The organism is Microbacterium sp. NPDC055502, from assembly GCF_053643635.1.
Genome location: NZ_JBSHKJ010000001.1, coordinates 569,781 through 590,952 on the forward strand (window position 1 = coordinate 569,781; position 21,172 = coordinate 590,952).

The 21,172-nt window shown below is 71.2% G+C and carries 20 protein-coding genes; 15 read left to right on the forward strand and 5 right to left on the reverse strand.

Annotated elements, in window-relative coordinates:
- Positions 1–36 precede the first annotated feature (36 nt).
- The 6 genes from ACWH95_RS02925 to ACWH95_RS02950 all read left to right on the forward strand — a co-directional run bounded on the left by ACWH95_RS02925 (position 37) and on the right by ACWH95_RS02950 (position 7,877).
- Positions 37–891: a carbohydrate ABC transporter permease gene (locus ACWH95_RS02925; RefSeq protein WP_205812600.1), complete on the forward strand. Its 855-nt coding sequence runs from the start codon at positions 37–39 to the stop codon at positions 889–891.
- Positions 888–1,793: a carbohydrate ABC transporter permease gene (locus ACWH95_RS02930; protein ID WP_136029501.1), complete on the forward strand. Its 906-nt coding sequence runs from the start codon at positions 888–890 to the stop codon at positions 1,791–1,793. The genes ACWH95_RS02925 and ACWH95_RS02930 overlap by 4 nt, the downstream gene beginning before the upstream one ends.
- 49 nt (positions 1,794–1,842) lie before the next feature.
- On the forward strand, positions 1,843–3,174 hold the full coding sequence (locus ACWH95_RS02935; protein WP_452313367.1) for an ABC transporter substrate-binding protein: 1,332 nt from the start codon (positions 1,843–1,845) through the stop codon (positions 3,172–3,174).
- A gap of 10 nt (positions 3,175–3,184) precedes the next feature.
- Entirely contained in the window at positions 3,185–4,594 is a 1,410-nt protein-coding gene (locus ACWH95_RS02940) for a BNR-4 repeat-containing protein (protein WP_378802866.1), read from the forward strand.
- Between the two features lie 65 nt (positions 4,595–4,659).
- Positions 4,660–6,921 (forward strand): FAD-dependent oxidoreductase, encoded by a 2,262-nt coding sequence (locus ACWH95_RS02945; RefSeq protein ID WP_452313368.1) that lies wholly within the window; start codon positions 4,660–4,662, stop codon positions 6,919–6,921.
- A 68-nt stretch (positions 6,922–6,989) separates the two neighbouring features.
- Complete coding sequence (locus ACWH95_RS02950; protein ID WP_240744503.1) at positions 6,990–7,877, forward strand: LacI family DNA-binding transcriptional regulator; 888 nt, start codon at positions 6,990–6,992, stop codon at positions 7,875–7,877.
- A gap of 11 nt (positions 7,878–7,888) precedes the next feature.
- Here ACWH95_RS02950 and ACWH95_RS02955 read toward each other — a convergent pair whose 3' ends face one another.
- Positions 7,889–8,698 carry a DeoR/GlpR family DNA-binding transcription regulator gene (locus tag ACWH95_RS02955; RefSeq protein ID WP_136029496.1) on the reverse strand — a complete coding sequence of 270 codons (810 nt, stop codon included), beginning with the start codon at positions 8,696–8,698 and terminating at the stop codon, positions 7,889–7,891.
- A 107-nt stretch (positions 8,699–8,805) separates the two neighbouring features.
- On the opposite strand from ACWH95_RS02955, the gene ACWH95_RS02960 reads away from it, so the two are divergent.
- The 9 genes from ACWH95_RS02960 to ACWH95_RS03000 all read left to right on the forward strand — a co-directional run bounded on the left by ACWH95_RS02960 (position 8,806) and on the right by ACWH95_RS03000 (position 16,619).
- On the forward strand, positions 8,806–9,780 hold the full coding sequence (locus tag ACWH95_RS02960) for an acetylxylan esterase (protein ID WP_454120134.1): 975 nt from the start codon (positions 8,806–8,808) through the stop codon (positions 9,778–9,780).
- Positions 9,781–9,912: 132 nt separating this feature from the next.
- Positions 9,913–10,488: a glucose-6-phosphate isomerase family protein gene (locus tag ACWH95_RS02965; protein WP_206252559.1), complete on the forward strand. Its 576-nt coding sequence runs from the start codon at positions 9,913–9,915 to the stop codon at positions 10,486–10,488.
- Between the two features lie 9 nt (positions 10,489–10,497).
- A complete protein-coding gene (gene xylB / locus ACWH95_RS02970) occupies positions 10,498–11,988 on the forward strand; it encodes a xylulokinase (RefSeq protein ID WP_136035453.1) in 1,491 nt (496 codons plus the stop codon).
- Positions 11,988–12,953: a phosphoglycerate dehydrogenase gene (locus ACWH95_RS02975; RefSeq protein ID WP_206252555.1), complete on the forward strand. Its 966-nt coding sequence runs from the start codon at positions 11,988–11,990 to the stop codon at positions 12,951–12,953. Before xylB ends, ACWH95_RS02975 begins: the two co-directional genes overlap by 1 nt.
- Positions 12,950–13,906 carry a shikimate dehydrogenase family protein gene (locus ACWH95_RS02980; RefSeq protein ID WP_454120135.1) on the forward strand — a complete coding sequence of 319 codons (957 nt, stop codon included), beginning with the start codon at positions 12,950–12,952 and terminating at the stop codon, positions 13,904–13,906. Before ACWH95_RS02975 ends, ACWH95_RS02980 begins: the two co-directional genes overlap by 4 nt.
- Positions 13,906–14,874, forward strand: coding sequence for a phosphotriesterase family protein (locus ACWH95_RS02985; RefSeq protein WP_454120136.1), 969 nt, complete (start codon positions 13,906–13,908; stop codon positions 14,872–14,874). The genes ACWH95_RS02980 and ACWH95_RS02985 overlap by 1 nt, the downstream gene beginning before the upstream one ends.
- Before the next feature lie 48 nt (positions 14,875–14,922).
- Positions 14,923–15,219 (forward strand): putative quinol monooxygenase, encoded by a 297-nt coding sequence (locus ACWH95_RS02990; RefSeq protein ID WP_454120137.1) that lies wholly within the window; start codon positions 14,923–14,925, stop codon positions 15,217–15,219.
- A gap of 78 nt (positions 15,220–15,297) precedes the next feature.
- Entirely contained in the window at positions 15,298–15,837 is a 540-nt protein-coding gene (locus ACWH95_RS02995; RefSeq protein ID WP_454120138.1) for a hypothetical protein, read from the forward strand.
- The gene (locus ACWH95_RS03000) at positions 15,831–16,619 is read left to right on the forward strand and encodes a hypothetical protein (RefSeq protein WP_454120139.1); all 789 of its coding nucleotides are present in this window, start codon (positions 15,831–15,833) and stop codon (positions 16,617–16,619) included. Before ACWH95_RS02995 ends, ACWH95_RS03000 begins: the two co-directional genes overlap by 7 nt.
- A 126-nt stretch (positions 16,620–16,745) precedes the next feature.
- Here ACWH95_RS03000 and ACWH95_RS03005 read toward each other — a convergent pair whose 3' ends face one another.
- The 4 genes from ACWH95_RS03005 to ACWH95_RS03020 form a co-directional block, all read right to left on the reverse strand.
- Entirely contained in the window at positions 16,746–17,300 is a 555-nt protein-coding gene (locus ACWH95_RS03005) for a VOC family protein (RefSeq protein ID WP_454120140.1), read from the reverse strand.
- Between the two features lie 126 nt (positions 17,301–17,426).
- Positions 17,427–18,431: a substrate-binding domain-containing protein gene (locus ACWH95_RS03010; protein WP_454120141.1), complete on the reverse strand. Its 1,005-nt coding sequence runs from the start codon at positions 18,429–18,431 to the stop codon at positions 17,427–17,429.
- A 157-nt stretch (positions 18,432–18,588) separates the two neighbouring features.
- Positions 18,589–19,623 carry an ABC transporter permease gene (locus ACWH95_RS03015; RefSeq protein WP_205812648.1) on the reverse strand — a complete coding sequence of 345 codons (1,035 nt, stop codon included), beginning with the start codon at positions 19,621–19,623 and terminating at the stop codon, positions 18,589–18,591.
- Entirely contained in the window at positions 19,623–21,125 is a 1,503-nt protein-coding gene (locus ACWH95_RS03020) for a sugar ABC transporter ATP-binding protein (RefSeq protein ID WP_136036281.1), read from the reverse strand. The genes ACWH95_RS03015 and ACWH95_RS03020 overlap by 1 nt, the downstream gene beginning before the upstream one ends.
- Positions 21,126–21,172: the final 47 nt, after the last annotated feature.

A 21,172-nucleotide genomic window follows, 5' to 3' on the forward strand; every position in this document is an offset into this window, starting at 1 on the left:
GGAACAGGTCGCCGCCCCCGTCGCCTCTCCGACGGGATGTTCGCGCTCCTCCTCACGGCCCCCGGCCTCGCGCTCCTCGCCGCGGTCGTCGTGTACCCGCTCATCACCGCGCTGATCACCGCGTTCTACAAGCAGAGCCTCGTCGAACCGGGACGCGAGTTCGTCGGCTTCCAGAACATCGTCGACGTCCTCACCGGGGAGTTCGTCCAGCTCCTCGTGCAGACCCTCGTCTTCACGCTCGGCACGACCATCGCGCCGTTCGTCATCGGCTTCGGTCTCGCGCTCGCCCTCAACACGCGCATCCGCGGTGCCAAGGTGCTGCGCGGCCTCATGCTCATCCCCTGGCTGATCCCCGGCGTGGTCGTGTCGTTCCTGTGGATGTGGATCTTCAACGCCAACTACGGCGTGCTCAACGCGGCCCTGGAGACCGTGGGACTCATCGACTCCCCGCAGGCGTGGCTCGCGAACCCCACCACCGCCATGATCGCCGTCATCGTCGCGAAGACCTGGCAGTCGTTCCCCTGGATGATGGTCATGCTCCTCGCCGGCCTGCAGACCGTCCCGATCGAACTGCACGAGGCCGCGGAGATCGACGGCGCCGGGACCATCCGCCGCTTCTTCTCCATCACGGTCCCGCAGATGAGCGGCATCATCGGGCTCGTGATCCTGCTGGAGTTCATCTGGAACTTCCAGCACTTCGACATCATCTACGTCCTCACCGGCGGCGGCCCCGCCGGCTCCACCCAGACCTTCGCCACGGCGGTGTACGAGACCGCGTTCGACGGCTTCGACCTCGGTCACGCCGGCGCGATCGGGCTCCTCTGGATGGTCCTGCTGATGGCGCTCGTCGTCGTCTACGTCCGCCTGTCCGAAAAGGGAGAGAAGCGATGACCGCCGTGCTGACCGAGGAGACGGTGACCGCCGTCGCCGCCCCGCCCGCTCCCCCGCGGCGCCGCCGCGCCCGCGCCGACCGCCGCGCCTCCACCATCAGTGCCTGGATCGCCGTGGTCGTGTTCGGCGGGTTCGCGCTGCTGCCCGTGTACTGGCTGCTCGCGACCTCCCTCACCCCGCGCACCGAAGTGTTCAGCTACCCGCCCAAGCTCTTCCCCACGGAGATCACCTTCGAGGCCTATGCCGCGCTCGCGAACAACCCCGCGCTGTTCGGCTACCTCCGCAACAGCATCGTGGTCTCGGTCATCACCGCGATCCTCTCGGTGCTGGTCTCGGCCTACATGGGCTACGCGTTCTCGAAGTTCCGCTACCGCGGGCGCCGCAGCCTCATGTACTTCGTGCTGGCCTCGCAGATGTTCCCGCAGGCGCTGCTGCTCATCACCCTCTACGCGGTGTTCTCGGCCTACGGGCTGCTGAACACCTACACGGCGCTGGTGCTGTCGTTCACCACGTTCACGCTGCCGCTGTGCGTGTGGATGCTGAAGGGCTTCTTCGACACGATCCCGGACGAGCTCATCGAGGCCGCCCGCGTCGACGGCGCCTCCCGGATGCGCATCATCCACTCGATCGTCCTGCCCCTCGCGGCCCCCGGCCTCATCGCCGCCGGACTGTTCGCGTTCGTCCGCGGCTGGAACGACTTCATCTTCGCCCTCACCCTGGCCGGACCCGACAAGCAGACCCTGCCGCCCGGCCTCGTCAACACGTTCATCGGCGAGGCGTCGACCGCCTGGCCGGAGCTCATGGCGGCCTCGCTCGTGGTCTCGCTCCCCGTGGCCATCGCGTTCATCGCCCTGCAGCGCTTCCTCGTCGGCGGTCTCACCGCCGGCGCGGTCAAGGGCTGACCCGCACCACCCCTCACCCGCAGTCCCTCGAAGAAGAGAGAGCACCCCCATGTCCGAGAACACCACCGTCTCCCGTCGCCAGCTCCTCCAGTTCGCCGGGCTCGGCGCCGCCGGCCTCCTGCTCGCCGGCTGCATGCCGAGCGGCGGCGGCAGCGGCTCCACCAGCCCCGCGTCGTCCGCCGGCTCCGCCTTCGGCACCGGCGACTTCACCGCCACCGACTTCTCGTTCTCGAGCTGGTCGCTCACCGAAGAGGCCGCGGCCCCGGCCACCCGCGCCCTGCTGGAGGGCTACACCAGCGCCCAGAAGGTCGGCATCACCGAGGTGTCGTTCCCCTACAACGAGTACTTCAAGCAGCTCATGCTGCAGGTGCGCGGCGGGCAGTTCACGGGCGCCGCCCACGTCGACGTCGCCTGGCTCGCCTCCCTCGCCGCCCTCGGCAAGCTCGAAGACGTCTCGGCGCTCACGAAGGACCGCGGCTACACGGCCTCCAGCCTCGAGGCCACTCAGCTCGACGGCGTGCAGTACGCGTTCCCGTGGACCATCGGCGCGATCGGCCTCATCACCAATTCCGAGATCCTCGACAAGGCCGGCATCTCGCAGTTCCCGACCACGGTCGACGACTTCGAGTCGTCGCTTAAGAAGCTCAAGGGTCTCGGCGGCGGGCTCATCCCCTACGCCGCCTCCACCAAGGCCGCCCAGCTCAAAGACATCCTCATCTGGATGCAGACCTTCGGCAGCGACCTCGTCAAGGACGGCGAGGTCACGATCGGCGACGACGCGAGCATCGAGGCGGTGTCCTGGTACAAGTCGCTGTACGACCAGGGCCTCATCGCCGCCGACGTCGACCGCTTCGACGCCCGCTCCCTGTTCGCGCAGGGGCGTGCCGCCATCTACGACGACGCCCCGGTGGGCCGCGGCTCCGTCACCAAGGACTCGCCGGACCCGGACCTCGCGTCCAAGCTCGTGCCCGAGTCGCGGCCGGTCCTGAAGAAGGTCGACACCCCGCGCGCGCTCGTCTGGGGCGGTGCGATCGCGATCGTCGGCGGAGGCGAGGGCGACAGCGCGCGCACCGCCGCCGACTTCGGGCAGTGGGCCACGAGCGACCTCGACGCCGTGCTCGGCGACTACGAGCTGCGGGGCCTGCCGCCCGTGACCGAAGAGGCCCAGACGTCCGAGGTCGTCTCGTCCGATGCGTTCGGTGCCCGCTTCGCGGAGAAGATCACCGCGACCGCCACCACCAACCCGTTCTGGCAGTTCCCCCAGTACGCGCAGATCGAGACCGCCATCGCCGACCGCGTGCAGGCCGTGCTCGTGGGCCAGCAGAGCGCCAAGGACGCCATGTCCCAGGCCGGCGACGAAGCGCAGAAGCTGCTGGGCTGAGGCCGCCGCCATGTCCTTCCGCTCGAAGACCGGCGCCGCCGTCGCCGCCGTGGTCGCCGCCGTCGCGCTCGCCGTGCCCGCACAGGCCGACGTCACGACCACCACCGTCGAGACCCTGCCCGTCACGGTCGACAGCTCCAACCAGTCCGGCTGGTGGAACCCGCTCGTCGTCGTCGGCGACCGCACCTTCTTCGCCTACAACGTGCCGGGCTCGGTCGCCGCGAAGCACCGGGTGAACGTCGCCGTGCGCACCGCGGACGGCACGTGGACCTCGGGGTGCCTGAAGCTCGCCACGGGCGTCTGCGCCGAGTACGACGACGACAACGGCCACAACCAGCCGTCGCTCGCCGTCGACGGGGACGGACACATCCACGCGTTCGTGTCGATGCACCACGAGCCCTGGAAGTACTTCCGCTCCACGACGCCGTTCGACGTCACCTCGCTCGTCGACGTCAGCGCCGAGATGCCCGACGCCGGTGCCGCGATCTCGTACCCGGTGACCGCCCAGGGCGCGGACGGGGACGTATGGCTCATGGTCCGCGTCGGCGCCGACCCGCAGGCCCGCAGGGACGGCGTGCTGTACCACTACGATCCCGCCGTCGGCACGTGGGCCCGCGAGACCGTGATCGCCGCCGCCGTCAACCACTCCTTCTACCCGGACGACCTCGAGGTCGATGCCGACGGCAGGGTGCACGTGCTGTGGGAGTGGGGGCCCTGGCCCGCCGACCCCTACCGTCACCTCGGCTCGTACGCGGTGTACGACCCGGCCACGGGCGGCTTCCGCGACGTCGCCGGCCAGGCCCTGCCCACCCCGATCCGTCCGGACACCCCCGGGGCGGTCGTGTGGCGCGGGTACGAGCAGGGCGAGACCATCGGCGACGCCGTGCCCGCCGTGCAAACCGCGAAGATGGCGATCGCCGACGGCGCGCTGGTCGGTGTCACGTACCGCTACGCCGACACGACCGAGAACGACTTCGACGTGCGCTGGGCCACCTGGAACGGCTCGGCCTGGACGAGCGAGACCCTCGTGGACACCGGCGCCCTCGGCAGCGGCGTGCAGACGATCGCCGCGCTGGACACCACGACCGCGGGCTCCGAGACCCGTGTCTACGCCGTGGTGTCGGTGCAGGACTGCGGAGTGACCCGCACGCAGACGGTGCTGCTGTCGCACACGTCCGGCGCGTCAGGCTGGGCGGTCGAGGCCGTCGGCGACCCGGTCACCGGGCAGCAGCGCCTCCGGGCGGCCACGCGCGATGACGGCACCGATGTGGTGTACCTGAGCGCACCCGCGGTTCCGGGCGGCGGCACCCTCCGCCACGCCGAGGTGCCGCGCGACGGGCAGCAGGGCGGCACCTCCCTCGCCGCGATCGTGTCCGCCCTGCGCGGCGACGCCGGCGGCTGCACGGACACGGGCTCGTGACCACCGCCGCCTCCGCAGCCGCCCTCTGAGCGGCGCCCCCTCTCCCCACCCCCGAAAGGACCCCCATGCGCACCCAGACCGTCGAAGCCGACATCATCGTCGTCGGCGGCGGCCTCGCCGGAGTGAGCGCCGCCGTCGCGGCCGCCCGCCTCGGCCGACGTACCGTGCTGATCAACAACCGGCCGGTGCTCGGCGGCAACTCCTCGTCGGAGGTGCGGGTGTGGGTGTGCGGGGCGACCGCGCACGGCAATCAGCGCTGGGCGCGCGAGACCGGGATCATCGGCGAGATGTACCGCGAAAACCAGTACCGCAACCCCGAGGGCAACCCGGTGTACTGGGACGACGTGGTGCTCGACATCGTGCGCCGGGAGCCCCACCTCACCCTCTTCCTCAACACCGAGGTGCTCGAGGCCGAGGCCACCGGACCCGACGACGCCCGTCGGGTCCGGTCGGTCACCGGGTGGACGATGGGCTCGGAGATCCGCACGGTGTTCCGTGCACCGCTGTTCATCGACTGCACGGGCGACGGCCTGGTGGGGCGCCTGGTCGGTGCGCGGCACCGGCTCGGCAAGGAGAGCAGGAGCGAGTTCGGCGAGGACTGGGCCCCCGAGCAGCCGGTGCGGGAGTTCCTCGGCTCGACGCTGCTGTTCTACACGAAGGACCTCGGGCACCCGGTCAAGTACGTCGCCCCCGAGAGCGCGAAGGACATCTCGACGACGCCGATCCCGTCCTCCCGCATCATCCGCAGCGGCGACAGCGGCGCCCACTACTGGTGGATCGAATGGGGTGGCACGCTCGACATCGTCGACGACAACGAGGCGATCCGCGACGAGCTGCGCTCGGTGATCCTGGGCATCTGGGACCACATCAAGAACTCCGGCGAGTTCGACGCCGACACCCTCACCCTGGAGTGGATCGGGAACATCCCCGGCAAGCGCGAGTACCGCCGCTTCATCGGCGACTACACGCTGCGCCAGCAGGACATCCTGGAGCAGACGTCGTTCGACGACGGCATCGCGTTCGGCGGCTGGTCCATCGACCTGCACCCCGCCGAGGGCATGTACGCGACGGGCGCCGGCGCGGTGCAGCGCTTCTCCGACGGGGTGTTCGAGATCCCGTTCCGGTCGCTGTACTCCGTCAACGTCGACAACCTGCTCATGGCCGGTCGCGACATCTCCGCGACGCACATCGCGTTCGGGGCCGCGCGGGTCATGGCCACCTGCGCCGCGATGGGTGAGGCCGCGGGCACCGCCGCCGCCCTCTGCTATGCGTTCGACGCCACCCCGCGCGAGCTGTACGAGCAGCACCGCGCGGAGCTGCGCCAGACGCTGCTGCGCGCCGACGCCAGCCTCATCGGCGTCGCCAACGAGGACGACTCCGACCTCGCCCGCACCGCGGCCGTGACCGCCTCCAGCACGCTGCGCACCATCGGCACCGCGGCGAGCGCCACCGCGGACGCCGTCCCGCACGCGCTCGTCGAAGACCTCGGCATCGTGGTTCCGGTGCATCCGCGACTGGAGACGACCGAGCTCCTGCTCTCCGCCGAGGCCAACACGCAGGTCACCGTCGAGGTGTGGTCGACGGGTCGCCCGCAGAACGTCGTGCCCGCGCGGCTCGAGCACCGCACCGTGGTGGAGGTTCCGGCCGGCGGACCCTCGTGGGTGCGCGCGGACACCCCGTTCGCCCCGGACGAGGCCCAGAACGCGATCGTCGTGGTGAGGGCCGCCCCCGGCGTGCACGCGCACCTGACGTCTCCGCTGCCGCCCGGCGTGCTCACGCTGGTGCACCGCGTCGACAACGACGACCGCAACGTCGAGGTCGACCGCGACGGCCTGCTGGTGCAGTGGCCGACGAAGCCCCTGCGCGGACGCAGCCCCGTGTTCCGCACGAGCCCGCCCTCGGAGGCGCTGGCCCCGGAGCGGGCGACGTCGGGGTACAACCGGCCCTTCGGCGGACCCCACCTGTGGGCGTCGGACCCCGCGGCGGACGGGCCCGCCTGGCTCCGGCTGGACTGGGAGCACCCCGTCGAGGCCGCGGAGGTGCGTCTGGTGTTCGACGACGACGTCGACCTCGAGCTCAACACGCTGCACCACCACCGCAGCCCCGACGAGGTGATGCCCCCGCTCGTGCGCGACTACCGCGTCGAGGTGCAGGCGCCCGGTGCGGGCGAGTGGCGCGTGGTCGCCGAGGAGCACGACAACCGCCATCGACTGCGGGTGCACCCGCTCCCCGCCGACCTCGGGCCGTTCACCGCGGCGCGCCTCGTGGTGGAGCGCACGAACGGGGCCGCGGAGGCCAGGGTCGTCGCGTTCCGGGTGCAATCGTGACGGAGAGCGCTAACGTGAAGGGCATCCGCCGGCACGGCGGCGACCGTCGTCCCTCCAGGAGGCCGCAGGTGACCACCTCGCCCGGCGGCCGCGTGCTCCCCGCCGCGCGCGCCACCCGCACGGGCCTCATCGCGCTCGCGGTGCCGCACCTGGAGGAGCCCTACTTCGCCGAGCTGGGGTCGCGCATCGTGCGCGCCGCCGATGAGCGCGGTCTCGCCGTGCTCATCGTCCAGACCGAGGGCGACCACGGCCGCGAGATCGACGTCGCGAACGGTGTGGGGCTCCCGCCGATCGACGGTCTCATCCACATCCCGCGCTCCCTCACGGTGGCCGACCTCACCCGCCGCACGTCGCCGGGCCCGCTCGTGCTGCTGGGCGAGCACATCCAGGTGAGCCCGTTCACGCACGTGACGATCGACAACCGCGCGGCGGCGTTCACGGCCACCGAGCATCTCCTGGCGGTCGGCTGTCGTCGCATCGGCTTCGTCGGGCGCCGCGACGCGCGCCCCTCGGATGCGGCGGACCGGCGGCACACCGGATACCTGGAGGCCCTCGCGGCCGCGGGCCTTCCCGCCGACCCCGTCCTCACCGCGCAGGTCGATGCGTTCACGGCGGAGGAGGGCGAGCGGGTGGCGGGCGCCATGGCGGCCGCCATCTCCGACCTCGACGGCCTCGTGTGCTCGAACGACTCGGTGGCCCTCGGCGCTCTCGCTGCCCTGCAGGCGCGGGGGCGACGGGTGCCGGCCGACGTCGCGGTGGTGGGGATCGACGACATCCGCGCCGCGCGCTTCGCGGTCCCCGCGCTCACGACGATCGCCCCCGACCACGAGAAGCTCGTCGATGCCGCGTTCACCGAGCTGGAGCGTCAGATCGCCGCCCCGCCCGGAGCCGACCTCCCGGTGCGGCACGTGACCGTCGATGCCCGGCTCGTCCGTCGGGCGAGCACGGCTCGATGACCGTCGCGGACTCAGTCCGCCAGGGCCGTGGCGAGCGCCCGCTCGTCGCCGGCGTCGCGCGGCGCGAGGTGCAGGGTTCCGACGTGGGCGTCGAGCGCCTCCCTGGCCGCGTCGTCGAGCCCGTCGTCGGTGATGAGACGGTCGATGTCGCTGAGGTCGGCCACCGTCGTGAGACCGACCACGCCCCAGCGGTCGTGCTCGGCGAGCACCACGACCTCGCGGCCGGCGGCCATGAGCGCGCGATTCGTCTCGGCCTCGAGCAGGTTCATCGTGGTCATGCCCGCCTGCACGTCGAGGCCGTGCGCGTCGAGGAAGACGAGGTCGCAGTGCAGGTGCTCGAGCGCGCGCACGGCCACGGGGCCGACGAGGGCCTGCGACGGCGTGCGGACGCCCCCGGTGAGCACGACGGTCTGCGTGTAGGGCGCGTCGGCGCGTTCGGGCGGCGAGAAGAGGTCGGACACCGGGAGCGCGTTGGTGACGACCGTGAGCTCGGGGACCTGCACGAGCGCGCGGGCCAGGGCGAGCGCCGTGGCTCCCCCGGAGATGCCGACGGCCATGCCGGGCTCCACGAGCGCGGCGGCCGCGGCGACGATCGCGCGCCGCTCGTCCGAGATCGCGGGAGCCGGGAGCAGCCGCTGCGGGCCGCGCACGCGCACACCCCCGCGGATGCGCTCGACGGCGCCTTCCTCGGCGAGCTGGTCGATGTCGCGCCGCACCGTCATCTCGCTCACCTGCAGCGTGGCGGCGAGTTCGCCGATGGAGGCCGTACCGCGGTCGCGGGTGAGGGCGAGGATGCGCTCGCGTCGCTCCGTGACCAGCACGCGGTCTCCTTCCGGTGGGGCCTCCAGTCTGCCACGCGCCCCCTCGGCCCGCCGCGGTCGACGCACCCCCGCCCGCCCCACTCCCGGAACAGGATCCCCGACGTCGCATGACCCTCCCCGAGCCCTACGCCACCTGGTTCCCCGCTGCCGCGTTCGACGGACGCTACGGACGCACCGAGGCCGACCTCCGCGCGGTCGCGCCCGCGCCCGCGCCGCCGGGTTTCGCGGAGCGGTGGCGGCGCTGGCGCCGTGAGGCCGCCGCGGTGGACGCGGCTCCCGTCGTGCTGTCGTCGGCGGTCGAGCACGGGCGGAGGGTGTCGGTGGTCGAGCACAGCGGCGTCGACGGCGTGCGTCTGCGGGCCTGGGTCGTGGAGCCCCTCGACGGGCGACCGCGGGCAGGCGTCGTCCACAGCCACGGCTACGGCGGCCGCGAGGAGGTCGACCTCGCGCGCGTGCCCGAGGGCCTCGCGGCGATCTTCCCGGTCGCCCGCGGCCTCGGCGCCCTCAACGCCGGGGTGGGCGCACCCGAGTCGACCGCGGAGCACGTGCTCGCCGGCATCGACGACCCGGAGCGCTACGTGCTCGGCCTCTGCGCGCGCGACCTGTGGCTGGCCGCCGATGCCCTGTCCGCGCTCGTCGGGGAGCTGCCGCTGTACTACGTCGGTGAGAGCTTCGGCGGCGGCATCGGTGCGCTGGCGCTGCCCTGGGACGAGCGCTTCGTGGGCGCGACGCTCATCGTGCCGAGCTTCGGGCAGTACGACGAGCGCCTCGCCGTGCGGTGCCTCGGCAGCGGCGAGACCGTGCGGCAGCACGTGCGCCGCCACCCCGACGCGCGGGAGGTGCTGCGCTGGTTCGACTCCTCCACGAGCATCGGCTTCGCGCGCATGCCGGTGCGCGTGGAGGCCGCCCTGTGGGACCAGTACGTGCCGCCGCAGGGACAGTTCGCCGTGGCCGCCGGTGCCCGCGAGGTCGAGCTCGCCGTACTCCCAGCCGGGCACGCCGAGTACCCCGGGTGGGCGGCCGTGACGGCGGCGGCGATCCGCGAGGGCCGGGAACATCTGGAGCGCGTGCTCGCCCGGTGAGCGCCCGGAGATGCCGCAGGCGCGCACGCGGGTCCGCGCACGCGAGCACTGGACGCAACCTGTCATAACAGGTACAGTGAGCTTGTCATTACAGGTTGCGCAGCGCCGCAGCATCCCGTCCGAGGAGCATCGATGCCCGAGTACCAGACCCCGCCGATCCCGCCGATGGCCATCGCCTTCGACGCCGAGAAGCTGACGCTCTCCCCCGAGGGCCCCACGCTCACGCGGCGGATGTCCGACCTCGAGGGCCTGTTCCGGGATCACGACGCCTGGGCCGCCTCCGCATCGGGCGACGACCCGGTGGTCTACACCGTCGTCAGCTCCCCCGTGCCCGAGGTCGACCGCGAGCTGCCGCAGTCGATCACGACGATCATGCCCGGCGACACGTCGGGCGAGCTGTGGATGACGAAGGGCCACCAGCACCCCGACCACCAGGGCGAGATCTACCTGGCGCTGAAGGGCCGCGGCGGACTGCTCATGTTCGACGGCGAGCGCACCGAGTGGCTCGACATGCTCCCCGGCACCATCGGCTACATCCCCCCGGGCTGGGCGCACCGCTCGGTCAACACCGGCGACGAGCCCTACGCCTTCCTCGCCGTCTACCCGGGCGGCGCGGGGCACGACTACGGGTGGGTGCTGGAGCACGGCATGGGCTCGCGCGCCTACCGTGCGGAGTCCGGCGTCGACCTGCGCCCGTACGCGGAATAGGCTCCGGCCATGCTGATCGCGCACGACCTCGGCACCACCGGCAACAAGGCCTCGCTGCACCATGACGACGGCCGCCTGATCGCCGCGGTCACGGTGCCGTATCCCGCGCACTTCGCCGCGGGCGGGATCGCCGAGCAGAACCCCGACGACTGGTGGAACGCGGTCGTCGCCGCCACCCGCGACCTGCTCGCACGCACGGCCACCGCACCCTCCGACGTCGCGGGGCTCGTGGTGAGCGGACAGATGATGGGCGCCGTGCTGCTCGACGGCGACGGCGAGCCCGCACGTCCCGCCATCATCTGGGCCGACACCCGCGCCGGGGCGCAGCAGCGCGAGCTCGAGGCCGCGCTCGGCGCCGAGCGGGCGTACGGCATCCTCGGCCACCGCCTGAACCCCACCTACTCGGTCGAGAAGATCATGTGGGTGCGCGACAACGAGCCCGACGTGTGGGCGCGCGTGCGCCGGGTGTGCGTCGCGAAGGACTTCATCGTGCTGCGGCTCACCGGGCGCCTGGCCACCGACCGTTCCGACGCCTCGGGCATGAACGCCTACGACCAGGCCGCCGGCACGTGGTCGAGCGAGGTGCTGGCAGCCGCTCGGCTCGACCCGGCCCTGTTCCCCGAGATCCTGGAGTCGACGCAGATCGCAGGTCCCCTCACCCCCGCGGCGGCCGAGGCCCTGGGCCTGCACACCGGCGTGCGTGTGGTGATGGGCGGCGGCGACGGACCCCTGGCCGCGGTCGGCTCCGGCGTCGTGGCCCCCGAGGACGGCGCCTATGTCTGCCTGGGCACCTCGTCGTGGATCTCGTTCGCGGCGGATGCCCCGCTGCACGACCCGGCCATGCGCACCTTCACGTTCGACAACGTCGTGCCCGGCTCGTTCGTCCCGACGGCCACCATGCAGGCGGGCGGCGCGTCGGTGCAGTGGATCGCGGAGGCGCTGTCGCCCGATCCCGCGCACCCCGAGACCGGGCGCCTGACCGCCGAGGCCTCGGCCGACGTCGACACCGACGACCTCTACTTCCTCCCCTATCTGCTCGGCGAGCGCTCTCCGCTGTGGGACCCTGATGCCCGCGGGGCCTTCGTGGGTCTCGCGCGCCATCACGGCCGGGCACACCTGGTGCGGGCGGTACTGGAGGGCACCGCGTTCAACCTGCTCACGTGCATCCAGGCGTTCCGGGAGTCGGGCGCCGTGATCGACCGCATCGACGCGGTGGGCGGCGGGGCCCAGAGCGACGTGTACCTCTCCGTGCTCGCGGATGTGTGGGGCGTTCCCGTGCGGCGGCGCACGATCGTGGAGGAGGCGAACAGCCTCGGCGCGGCGGTCACCGGAGCCGTGGGTCTCGGGCTCACCGACTTCTCGGCGGCGCGGGCGCTGAGCGAGGTCACGGCCGAGTTCACGCCCGACCCCGCCCGGCACGCGGTGTACGCCGAACGGCATGCCCGGTTCGCCGACGCCTACACCGCGCTCGCGCCCTGGTTCGCCGGACGGCCGCGCTGATGGGCGTCATCCTCGTCACCAGTCGCTCGTTCTCCGACGGCGACCTCGACCTGGTGGAGCGCGCGGCGCGGGCGGGGCACCGCATCCTCCGCGGGCCCGCGCATCACGACCTCGACGAGCTGCGGTCGCTGCTGCACGGGGCCGACGCGTGGATCGCGGGCACCGGTCCCGTGACCGAGGCGCACCTCGCCGCGGCACCGAAGCTCAAGGTGGTGGCGCGCTACGGCGTGGGCACCGAGGCCGTCGATCTCGCGGCGGCCCGGGAGCGCGGTATCCCCGTCACGAACACCCCGGGCGCCAACGCCGACGCGGTCGCCGACCACGCGGTGGGGCTCATGCTCGCGGCGCTCCGGTTCGTGCCAGACGGCGACCGCCGGGTGCGGGCGGGCGACTGGGGTGTGCGGCGCGGCCGGGAGCTCGGTGCCGCGACCGTGGGCATCGTGGGCTTCGGCCGTATCGGCCAGGGTGTCGCGCGGCGCCTGAGCGGCTTCGGCTCCCGGGTGCTCGCGGCCGACCCGTTCCTTCCCGTCGAGCTCGTGCGGGCGCAGGGCGCGGAGCCGGTCCCGCTAGACGAGCTGTTCCGCGCGGCCGACGTGATCACCCTGCACGCGCCGGGCGGACAGCGGCTGGTCGACGCCGAGCGCCTCGCGGACATGCGCCGCGGCACGGTGCTGGTGAACACGGCCCGCGGCGACCTGGTCGACGAACAGGCGGTGGCCGAGGCCCTGCGCGACGGCACGCTCGCCGGCTACGCGGCCGACACGCTCGACGGCGACACCGCCGCCCACGACAGTCCGCTGCTCGCGGCCGATCTCGTCGACCGCGTGATCGTCACCCCCCACCTCGGTGCGCAGACCACCCAGGCCGTCGACAACATGGGCTCCCTGTCGCTCGACGACGTGATCGCCGTGCTGCGCGGCGCCGAGCCCGCCCACCCCGTGCCCGTTCCCCAGGAGATGCGATGACCACCACCGCCGACACCGCCGCACCCGCCGCACCCGCCGCCACCGCCGACTACATGGGGTTCGTGGGCGTGACCACCGCGTCCTCCTCGATCATGAAGGTGTTCCCGCTCTGGGCCGACATCCTCGACCTCCCGACCCGCAGGCTCGTGGGCCACGACCTGCCGATGGACGCCAACCCCGCGCAGTACCGCGCGATGGTGGAGCAGATCCGCGACGACCCCCACCACCGGGGCGCCCTGGTGACCACGCACAAGATGAACGTGTACGCGGCGGCGTCCGACCTGTTCGACGAGCTCGACCCGTTCGCGGTGTCGTGCTCCGAGATCTCCAGCATCGCCAAGCGGGGCTCGCGCCTGTCGGGCCGCGCGAAGGATCCGATCACGGTCGACCTCGCCCTGAACGACTTCCTGCCCGCCGACCACTTCGCCCGCACCGGGGCGGAGGTCGTCATCCTGGGTGCGGGCGGCTCGGGCACCGCGCTCAGCTGGGCCCTCGCGGAGCGCACCGACGCCCCCGCCCGCATCACGGTGACCGCGCGCACGCAGGACAAGCTCGACCACCTGCGCGAGGTGCACCGCCAGCACGGCACCGCCGACGACCTGCTGCGCTACGTGGTGACGGCGCCGGAGGAGGCCGATGCGCTGGTGGCGGCGGCGCCCGCGGGTTCCGTGATCGCGAACGCCACGGGGCTCGGCAAGGACCGTCCCGGCTCGCCGCTCAGCGACGCGGTCGTGTTCCCCGCGGGCGCGTACGCGTGGGAGTTCAACTACCGCGGGTCGCTGGAGTTCCTGCACCAGGCCGAGGCGCAGCGCGCGTCGCGCGACCTGCACGTGGTCGACGGCTGGCGCTACTTCATCCACGGCTGGTCGCAGGTGGTGGCCGATGTGTTCGAGCTGGAGCTGACGCCCGAGACCGTGGAGCGGCTGGCCGCGGCAGCGGAGTCGGTGCGCTGATGCCCGTCGTGCGCACGGTGCTCGGCGACGTCGACGCGTCGGAGCTCGGGCGCGTGAACTACCACGAGCACCTGTTCCAGGTGTCGCCGCTGCTGCCGGGCGACGAGCTCGACGACGAGCAGGCGTCGGGCGACGAGGCGGCGGCGTTGCAGACGAGCGGCTTCGACGCGATGGTCGACGCCACGCCGTTCGGGCTCGCCCGGAACCCGGAGGCCCTGGTCCGCATCAGCGCGGCGACCGGACTGGGCATCGTCGCGACCACGGGTCGGCACCGCGAAGCCCACTACGGCGACGACCACCCGATGCAGGTGTGGGACGCGGAGCGGCTGTCCGCGCTGTTCGTGGCGGACCTCACCCGCGGCATGCCCGCCTCCGACGACGCGGTCTTCGCCGCGCCCGACGTGCCCGTCGCGACCTCGCCCACGGGCGCCCCGGTGCGCGCGGGGATGCTCAAGGCGGGCATCGACTACTGGCGCATCAGCCTGTTCGAGCGCACGACCCTCGACGCGGTGGCGGCCGCGCACCGCGAGACCGGTGCCCCCGTCATGGTGCACCTGGAGTTCTGCACGGCGGCGCACGAGGTGCTCGATCTGCTCGCGGCCGAAGGCGTGGCGAGCGATCGGGTGGTGCTCGCCCACGCCGACCGCGACCCCGACCCCGGACTCCACGTGTCGCTCGCGGAGCGCGGCGCCCACCTCGGCTACGACGGCTTCGCTCGTCCGCGCACCCGATCCGACGCGGAACTGCTGGCCCTGACCGCCGCCGTGGTGAAACGCGGCGCGGGCGACCGCATCGTGCTCGGCGGCGACGTCGCCCGGCGCACGCGGTACATCGCCTACGGCGGGATGCCCGGGCTCGCCTACCTCGGCGACCGGTACCTGCCGCGACTGCGCGACGCGGTCGGCGATGCGGCCGTGCAGCGTATGCTCGTGCACACGCCCGCACGACTGCTCACCCTCGACCACTGAGACCGCGCCGCCCGACGCCGTCTCGTCGCCTCCACCCGAGGAGCCCCCATGACCGAACCCACCATCCTGCACGCCGTCTTCACCGCGAAGCCCGGGGCAGCCGACCGGGTCGCCGCACTCCTGCGGGAGTTCGCCGAGATCGTCCGCGCCGAGGAGGGCAACGTGGTGTTCGACGCCACGCGACTCGTCGACGACCCCGACCGCTTCTTCGTATACGAGGTGTACCGCGACGAGGCCGCGTTCCAGGAGCACCTCGAGGCGTCCGCCGGGGTGCCGTTCAACGCCGCGCTGCAGGAGCTGATCGTCGAGCCGGCCTCGATCCTCACCTTCCTCCGCCGCGTCTGACCCCCTGTCCGAGGTGCTCGCGCGGGCCCCTGTGGACAACCCGGACCGACGCGCCGGCATTGCACGTACCGTGGCCCGGTGACTCGTCCCCACTCCCTTTCGACGCGCGCCCTCGCCGCCCTCGCCGTCTCCCTCGTCCTGCTCACCGGCTGCACTGCCGATCCGAAACCCTCCCCGTCTCCGACGCCGACCCCGCTGTTCGCCTCGAAGAAGGACGCCTTCGCCGCCGCCGAGGCCACGTATCGAGAGCTCATCGATCGGGCCAACGAAGTGGACACGGCCGACCCTCACACGTTCGAGCCCCTGTTCGACTTGTCCAGCGGAGAATACGAGATTTCCGACCGCAAGACATACTCCACGATGCACGCGGAGGGAATCGTTCTCGCGGGGAAGGCCAGGGTCGTATCCTTTACCGGCTTGTCCGCGAAACCGCCCTACACCTCGGTGGAGGCATTCACCTGCCTGGATGTGAGCGGCATCACCCTCACGGATGCAAGCGGGATCTCAGTCGTCGACCCTTCCAGGCCGGATGTGTACGGGTTGCGCATAAGGTTCCGTGCGGAGGGCCGTCACTACACCGTCAACCAAGCACATCCGGACGTTGATGCCGCATGTTGATGCGCGCGTCCACCGCCGCGATCCTGTTCTCCGTGATCCTCACGGTCGCGGCCTCGTCATCGGCTTTCGGCGATTCTCAAGACGACGCGTCCTGGGGAACTGGATCCGTCTTCGCCGGTACCTCCAGCCTCACCGTCACCGCCACCCAGACCACCCCCGCACCGCGCGGCGACAGCGCTCCCCGCGGTCGGAAGAACGGCAGCGCCGCGCCGAAGCCGGCCGACCCGTGCGCCACCGTGCCGTACCCGTACAAGGCTTCGTGCGGGATCTACGGTGTCCGTGTCACCAGCGCCGACGGCGACCCGCTCACCATCTCGGATCTCGCCCGGTTCGCTCCCGAACCGGTCGCCACGGCGGCCGAGCCGGGTGGGGTCGGGGTCGCCGGGCTTCCGACGAACTTCGTCACCGCCGCGACCGCGCACACGCAGCAGGGCACCATCCTCGACCTGGCCGTCACGGTGCGCTTCACCCCCGTCGCGTTCGACACCACGTTCGGCGACGGCACCAGCGCCACCACCGCCACCGGGGGCCGCACCTGGGCCGCCGCCCACCAGCCGCAGTTCACCCCGACTCCGACGAGCCACGTCTACCGCGACCGCGGCACCTACACCGCCGTCACCACGGTCCGCTACACGGCCGAGGTCGACCTGGGCAACGGCTGGTTCCCCGTCGCGGGAGAGCTCTCGGTCGCCGGGCCCGCCCACAGCATCCGCATCTACGAGGCCAGGTCCGCTCTCGTCCGCTACACGTGCGACGAGCAGCCCACCGCAGCCGGCTGCTGACTCCCGTCCCGTCGCCGTCGCACGGAGCGTCGAAGGAGACCGCCGGGATGTTCTTCGACCTCCGCTGGGCGGTTCGACTCGGCAACGGGCACCTGCGCGAGGATCAACAACACGGTTGCAATCCCGTCAGCTCGGCAGTCGCGGGTCCCGGAGCGATGCGATCGCCTGGACCAGGCTCTCGTGGATGTAGTCCAACTCCGGCGATGTGAAGCTCGACCAGTCCTCGGCGGTGTCGGCGCCATCCGTGGACCAGGCCTCGTCTTCACCGCTCGTGTCGTCGGTCTGCTCCTGGGCGGCGTGCCGGTAGACCCACCAGAGGTTGCCCGAGGGGTCGACGAACCTTGCGAGCGTGTCACCGAAGAAGTCGGTCGGTGTGTTCACGACGCGGGCGCCGAGGGCGACGGCCCGCGCCAGCGTCGCCTCCACGTCGACGACGTACACCTGGAGGAACCCGGGGGTGAACGGCCAGTCCGGCTTGCGGTCGGCGACCGTGATCATCGAGTCCCCGATGCGCAGCTCGGAATGCAGGATCAGGCCGTCGGTGTCGAGCGTTCGCGCCTGGGGCACATCCGAGGCGTCGAAGACCTCGATCACGAAATCGATGATGCGGGCGGCATCGTCGGTCATGAGGAAGGGGTTGACGGTGTTCGACCCGGCAGGAACGGGAGCAGGTGTGGGCATGGTGCATCCTTTCGTTCCGCACAGGATGCCGTGCTCCGCGGTCAGATCCTGTCCTGATGATCCTCCCGTCCCGGAAACACGAAGCCCCCCGCCGCAAGGCGAGGGGCTCCGTGGTTCAGCGGGGTGTCACTCGTAGAGCACCGCGGCGATCTTGTCGTCGTCGATGTTGTTCTTGTCGTACCAGTAGGAACCGGTGTCGTAGAACTCCTCGACGTCGTCGCCGTTCGCGGCGTCGTATGCGGCCTGCACGACCTGCGCGCCGATGCCGATCGGGTCCTGCGTGATGGCGCCGGCCATGGTGCCATCCTTGATCGCGTTGATCTGCGCGGCGCCGGAGTCGAAGCCGACGATGGTGATCTTGCCCTTCTCCAGGCCCAGTTCGTTGACGGCGTTCACGACACCGATCGCGGAGCCCTCGTTGGTGCCGTAGATGCCCTTGAGGTCGGGGTGGGCGGCGATCAGCGTCTTGGCGATGTCGGCCGACTTGAGGTGGTCGCCGTCACCGTACTGGATGTCGACGATCTCGATGTCGGGGTAGTCCGACTCGATCTTCTCGACGAAGCCGTCGCGACGCTCGACACCGGTCGAGTTGATCTGCGAGTGGCCGACGATCGCGACCTGCCCCTCGCCGCCGATCAGCTCGGCCATGTGCTCGGCCGCGAGCGCACCGGCGACCTTGCTGTCGGTCGCGGAGAGGCTCAGGCCCGCGTCGCCGTCGCACGGGGCGTCGAAGTAGACCACCGGGATGTCCTTCGACTTCGCCTGCTCGAGCGGGGCGACGCACGCCTCGGGGTCGAGCGCGGCGTAGGCGATGGCGTCGGGGTTCTTGTCGATCGCGGCGGTCAGCATCTCGAGCTGCTGCGCGATCTCGGTCTCCGCGGCGGGGCCCTCGAACGTGATCTTCACGCCGAGCTCCTCGGCCTTCTGCTCCGCACCCTTCTTCACGGCCTGCCAGAACTGGTGCTGGAAGCCCTTCGAGACGAGCGCGATGTACATCTCGCCGTCGCCGCTGCCGCTGCCGGAGCCGGAGCCTTCCTCGATGACGTCGCCGCCACCGCCGGCACAGCCGGCGAACACGAGCGCGGAAGCGGCCACGAGGGCTGCGAAGGCGGTCTTCTTCCCGAATTTCATGAAAACTCCATTGTTTGAGTACGAGCCGGATGGTTCTGTGTGATGCCGGCCAGGGCCGGCTGTGGGACATTCCTGGTGCCTGTGCGGAGGGACTCCGCGGGTCCGGCCGGGGCCGGGTGGGGCGGCGGCGGGCACGGGTTTCGCCGCCGCCCTGGTCTCAGGTGCGCTGCCGGTTGCGCAGCGAGTCGAGGAAGACCGCCAGCAGGACGACCACGCCGACGACGATGTTCTGCCACTCGGTCTGGATCGACATGATGCGCAGTCCGTTCACGAGCACACTCATGATCAGCGCGCCGATCACGGTGCCGAGGATCGAGCCGCGTCCGCCGAGGAGAGAGGTGCCGCCGATGATGACGGCCGCGATGGCCTGCAGCTCGTACCCGGTGCCGATCTGCGGCTGGGCGGAGTCGAGGCGCGAGGCGATCACGATGCCCGCGACTCCGGTGAAGGCCCCGGCGAACATGTAGATGAGGATCGTCCAGCGGCGCGTGTTCACACCGGAGAGGCGGGTGGCCTCCTCGTTCGAGCCGATCGCGAAGGTGTAGCGGCCGAGGAGCGTCTTCGACAGCACCAGCCACGCCACGATCGCGAGGGCGGCGGTGATCAGCACGGCGTTGGGGATGCCGGGGATGATCACGCCGAGCGCGATCTTCTTGAAGTCGGGCGCCGAGGTCGAGAAGTAGATCGGCGCGACGTTCGAGATGACGAGGGCGAGGCCGCCGGCGATCATCATCATCGCGAGCGTGGCGATGAACGGGGGAAGGCGGAGGAACGTGATGTTCACGCCGTTGATGAGGCCCATCAGCACACCGGTCGCGATGCCGCCGATCACGCCCAGCCAGACGGGGAGGCCGAGGTTGGTGACGATCACGCCGGTCATCACGGCGCACAGGGCCATGCCGGTGCCGATCGACAGGTCGATGCCGCCCGTGATGATGACGAACGTGGTGCCGAGGGCGAGGATGCCGATGACCGCGGTCGACAGCAGCACGGTGGCGATGTTGCTGAAGGTGAAGAAGTTGGGGCTGGCGATCGAGAAGAAGATGACCAGCACGATCAGGGTGCCGAAGGCCAGCGACTGCTGGAACTGGCGCTTCAGGAATCCGCCGATGTCGCGCTTGTCGGTGTTCTCGTTCACGGCCGTCTGGATGATGGTCGTCGTCGACCCTCCGGGCTGCTGTGGGGTGCTCATCAGTCTTCCTCCCCGTGGGCTGCGAGTTGCATGATCTTCTCCTGGCTGGCTTCCTCGTTGCGGAGCGTCCCGGTGATGCGCCCGTTCGCGAACACGGCGATGCGGTTCGCGACGCGCAGGATCTCGGGGAGCTCCGACGAGATGACGATGATGGACTTGCCGCTGTCGGCGAGCTGCTGCATGAGGCGGTAGATCTCCTCCTTCGCGCCGACGTCGATGCCTCGCGTCGGCTCGTCGAAGATGAGGATGTCGCAATCGCGCATCAGCCACCGGGCGATGACGACCTTCTGCTGGTTCCCTCCGGAGAGCAGCTTGACGACCTGGTTGACCGAGGGGGTCTTCACGCGCAGCTGCTGCACGTACTCCTTGGTGCGGTTCTTGGCCTTGCCGTCGCCCATCCAGCCGATGCCGTTGGCATAGCTGCCGAGCGAGGCGAGCACGGTGTTGAACGTGACGTCCTGTTCGAGCATGAGCCCGAGCAGCTTGCGGTCTTCGGAGAGGTAGCCCACGCCGTGCTTGACCGCGTCGGCGGGCTGGGCGATCCGCGCCTGGCGCCCGCCGATGGTGATGGTGCCGCCGTCGCGGTGGTCGGCGCCGATCACGGCACGGGCGGTCTCGGTGCGTCCCGCGCCCATGAGGCCGGCGAACCCGAGGATCTCGCCCTTGTGCAGCTGGAACGACACGTCTTTCAGGAGGGTCTTCGTCGACAGCCCCTGCACGTCGAGCACGACCGGGTCGTTCAGGTGCTCGCGGGCCTGCGGGCGGGTCCCCTCGTCGATCACGCGGCCGACCATCATCTCGATGATCTTCGGGATCGTGATCTCCGCCTTGTCGAGTGATCCGATGTATGTGCCGTCGCGGAGGACGGTCACGCGGTCGGCGAGGCGCCGCAGCTCGTCCATCCGGTGCGAGATGTAGACGATGCCGGTGCCGCGCGCCTTGAGCTGCTCGATCAGCACGAACAGCGTCTCGACCTCGCTGTCGGTGAGGGCCGAGGTGGGCTCGTCCATGATGAGCACCTTGGCGTTGAACGACAGCGCCTTGGCGATCTCGACCATCTGCTGCTCGGCCACCGTGAGCTCGCCGACGAGCTGTCGCGGGTTGAGGTGGATGCCGAGGCGCTGGAGCAGCTCCGCCGTCTGCGTGTTGAGCTTGCGCTCCGACAGGAACGGGCCGGTCGTGGGCTCGCGGCCGACGTAGATGTTCTGGGCGACGGTGAGGTCGGGCATCAGGTTGAGCTCCTGATGGATGATCGTGATGCCGAGCTCCTGCGCCTGCAGCGGGCTGGTGAGCTCGACCTCGCGGCCCTCGAACGTGATGGTGCCCTCGTCCTTGGTGTAGATGCCGGAGAGGATCTTCATCAGCGTGGACTTGCCGGCGCCGTTCTCTCCCACGAGCACGAGCACCTCGCCCTCGCGCACCTCGAGGTGCACATCCTTCAGCGCCTGCACGCCGGGGAATCCCTTGCTGATCCCCTCGACCCTGAGGATGGGTCCACTCATGCGCTCACCTGCTTCCTTGGAGGTCGTCTCGCGATTGGCGGATCATT

What these genes read in the sequence shown, in the direction of transcription:
- ACWH95_RS02935 (WP_452313367.1), top strand. Translation starts at nt 1,843, where the DNA reads ATGTCCGAGAACACCACCGTCTCCCGTCGCCAGCTCCTCCAGTTCGCC.
- ACWH95_RS03005 (WP_454120140.1), bottom strand. Translation starts at nt 17,300, where the DNA reads ATGCCCACACCTGCTCCCGTTCCTGCCGGGTCGAACACCGTCAACCCC.
- xylB (WP_136035453.1), top strand. Translation starts at nt 10,498, where the DNA reads ATGCTGATCGCGCACGACCTCGGCACCACCGGCAACAAGGCCTCGCTG.
- ACWH95_RS02960 (WP_454120134.1), top strand. Translation starts at nt 8,806, where the DNA reads ATGACCCTCCCCGAGCCCTACGCCACCTGGTTCCCCGCTGCCGCGTTC.
- ACWH95_RS02940 (WP_378802866.1), top strand. Translation starts at nt 3,185, where the DNA reads ATGTCCTTCCGCTCGAAGACCGGCGCCGCCGTCGCCGCCGTGGTCGCC.
- ACWH95_RS02990 (WP_454120137.1), top strand. Translation starts at nt 14,923, where the DNA reads ATGACCGAACCCACCATCCTGCACGCCGTCTTCACCGCGAAGCCCGGG.
- ACWH95_RS02945 (WP_452313368.1), top strand. Translation starts at nt 4,660, where the DNA reads ATGCGCACCCAGACCGTCGAAGCCGACATCATCGTCGTCGGCGGCGGC.
- ACWH95_RS03000 (WP_454120139.1), top strand. Translation starts at nt 15,831, where the DNA reads ATGTTGATGCGCGCGTCCACCGCCGCGATCCTGTTCTCCGTGATCCTC.
- ACWH95_RS02930 (WP_136029501.1), top strand. Translation starts at nt 888, where the DNA reads ATGACCGCCGTGCTGACCGAGGAGACGGTGACCGCCGTCGCCGCCCCG.
- ACWH95_RS02980 (WP_454120135.1), top strand. Translation starts at nt 12,950, where the DNA reads ATGACCACCACCGCCGACACCGCCGCACCCGCCGCACCCGCCGCCACC.
- ACWH95_RS02975 (WP_206252555.1), top strand. Translation starts at nt 11,988, where the DNA reads ATGGGCGTCATCCTCGTCACCAGTCGCTCGTTCTCCGACGGCGACCTC.
- ACWH95_RS02965 (WP_206252559.1), top strand. Translation starts at nt 9,913, where the DNA reads ATGCCCGAGTACCAGACCCCGCCGATCCCGCCGATGGCCATCGCCTTC.
- ACWH95_RS02925 (WP_205812600.1), top strand. Translation starts at nt 37, where the DNA reads ATGTTCGCGCTCCTCCTCACGGCCCCCGGCCTCGCGCTCCTCGCCGCG.
- ACWH95_RS03015 (WP_205812648.1), bottom strand. Translation starts at nt 19,623, where the DNA reads ATGAGCACCCCACAGCAGCCCGGAGGGTCGACGACGACCATCATCCAG.
- ACWH95_RS03010 (WP_454120141.1), bottom strand. Translation starts at nt 18,431, where the DNA reads ATGAAATTCGGGAAGAAGACCGCCTTCGCAGCCCTCGTGGCCGCTTCC.
- ACWH95_RS02985 (WP_454120136.1), top strand. Translation starts at nt 13,906, where the DNA reads ATGCCCGTCGTGCGCACGGTGCTCGGCGACGTCGACGCGTCGGAGCTC.
- ACWH95_RS03020 (WP_136036281.1), bottom strand. Translation starts at nt 21,125, where the DNA reads ATGAGTGGACCCATCCTCAGGGTCGAGGGGATCAGCAAGGGATTCCCC.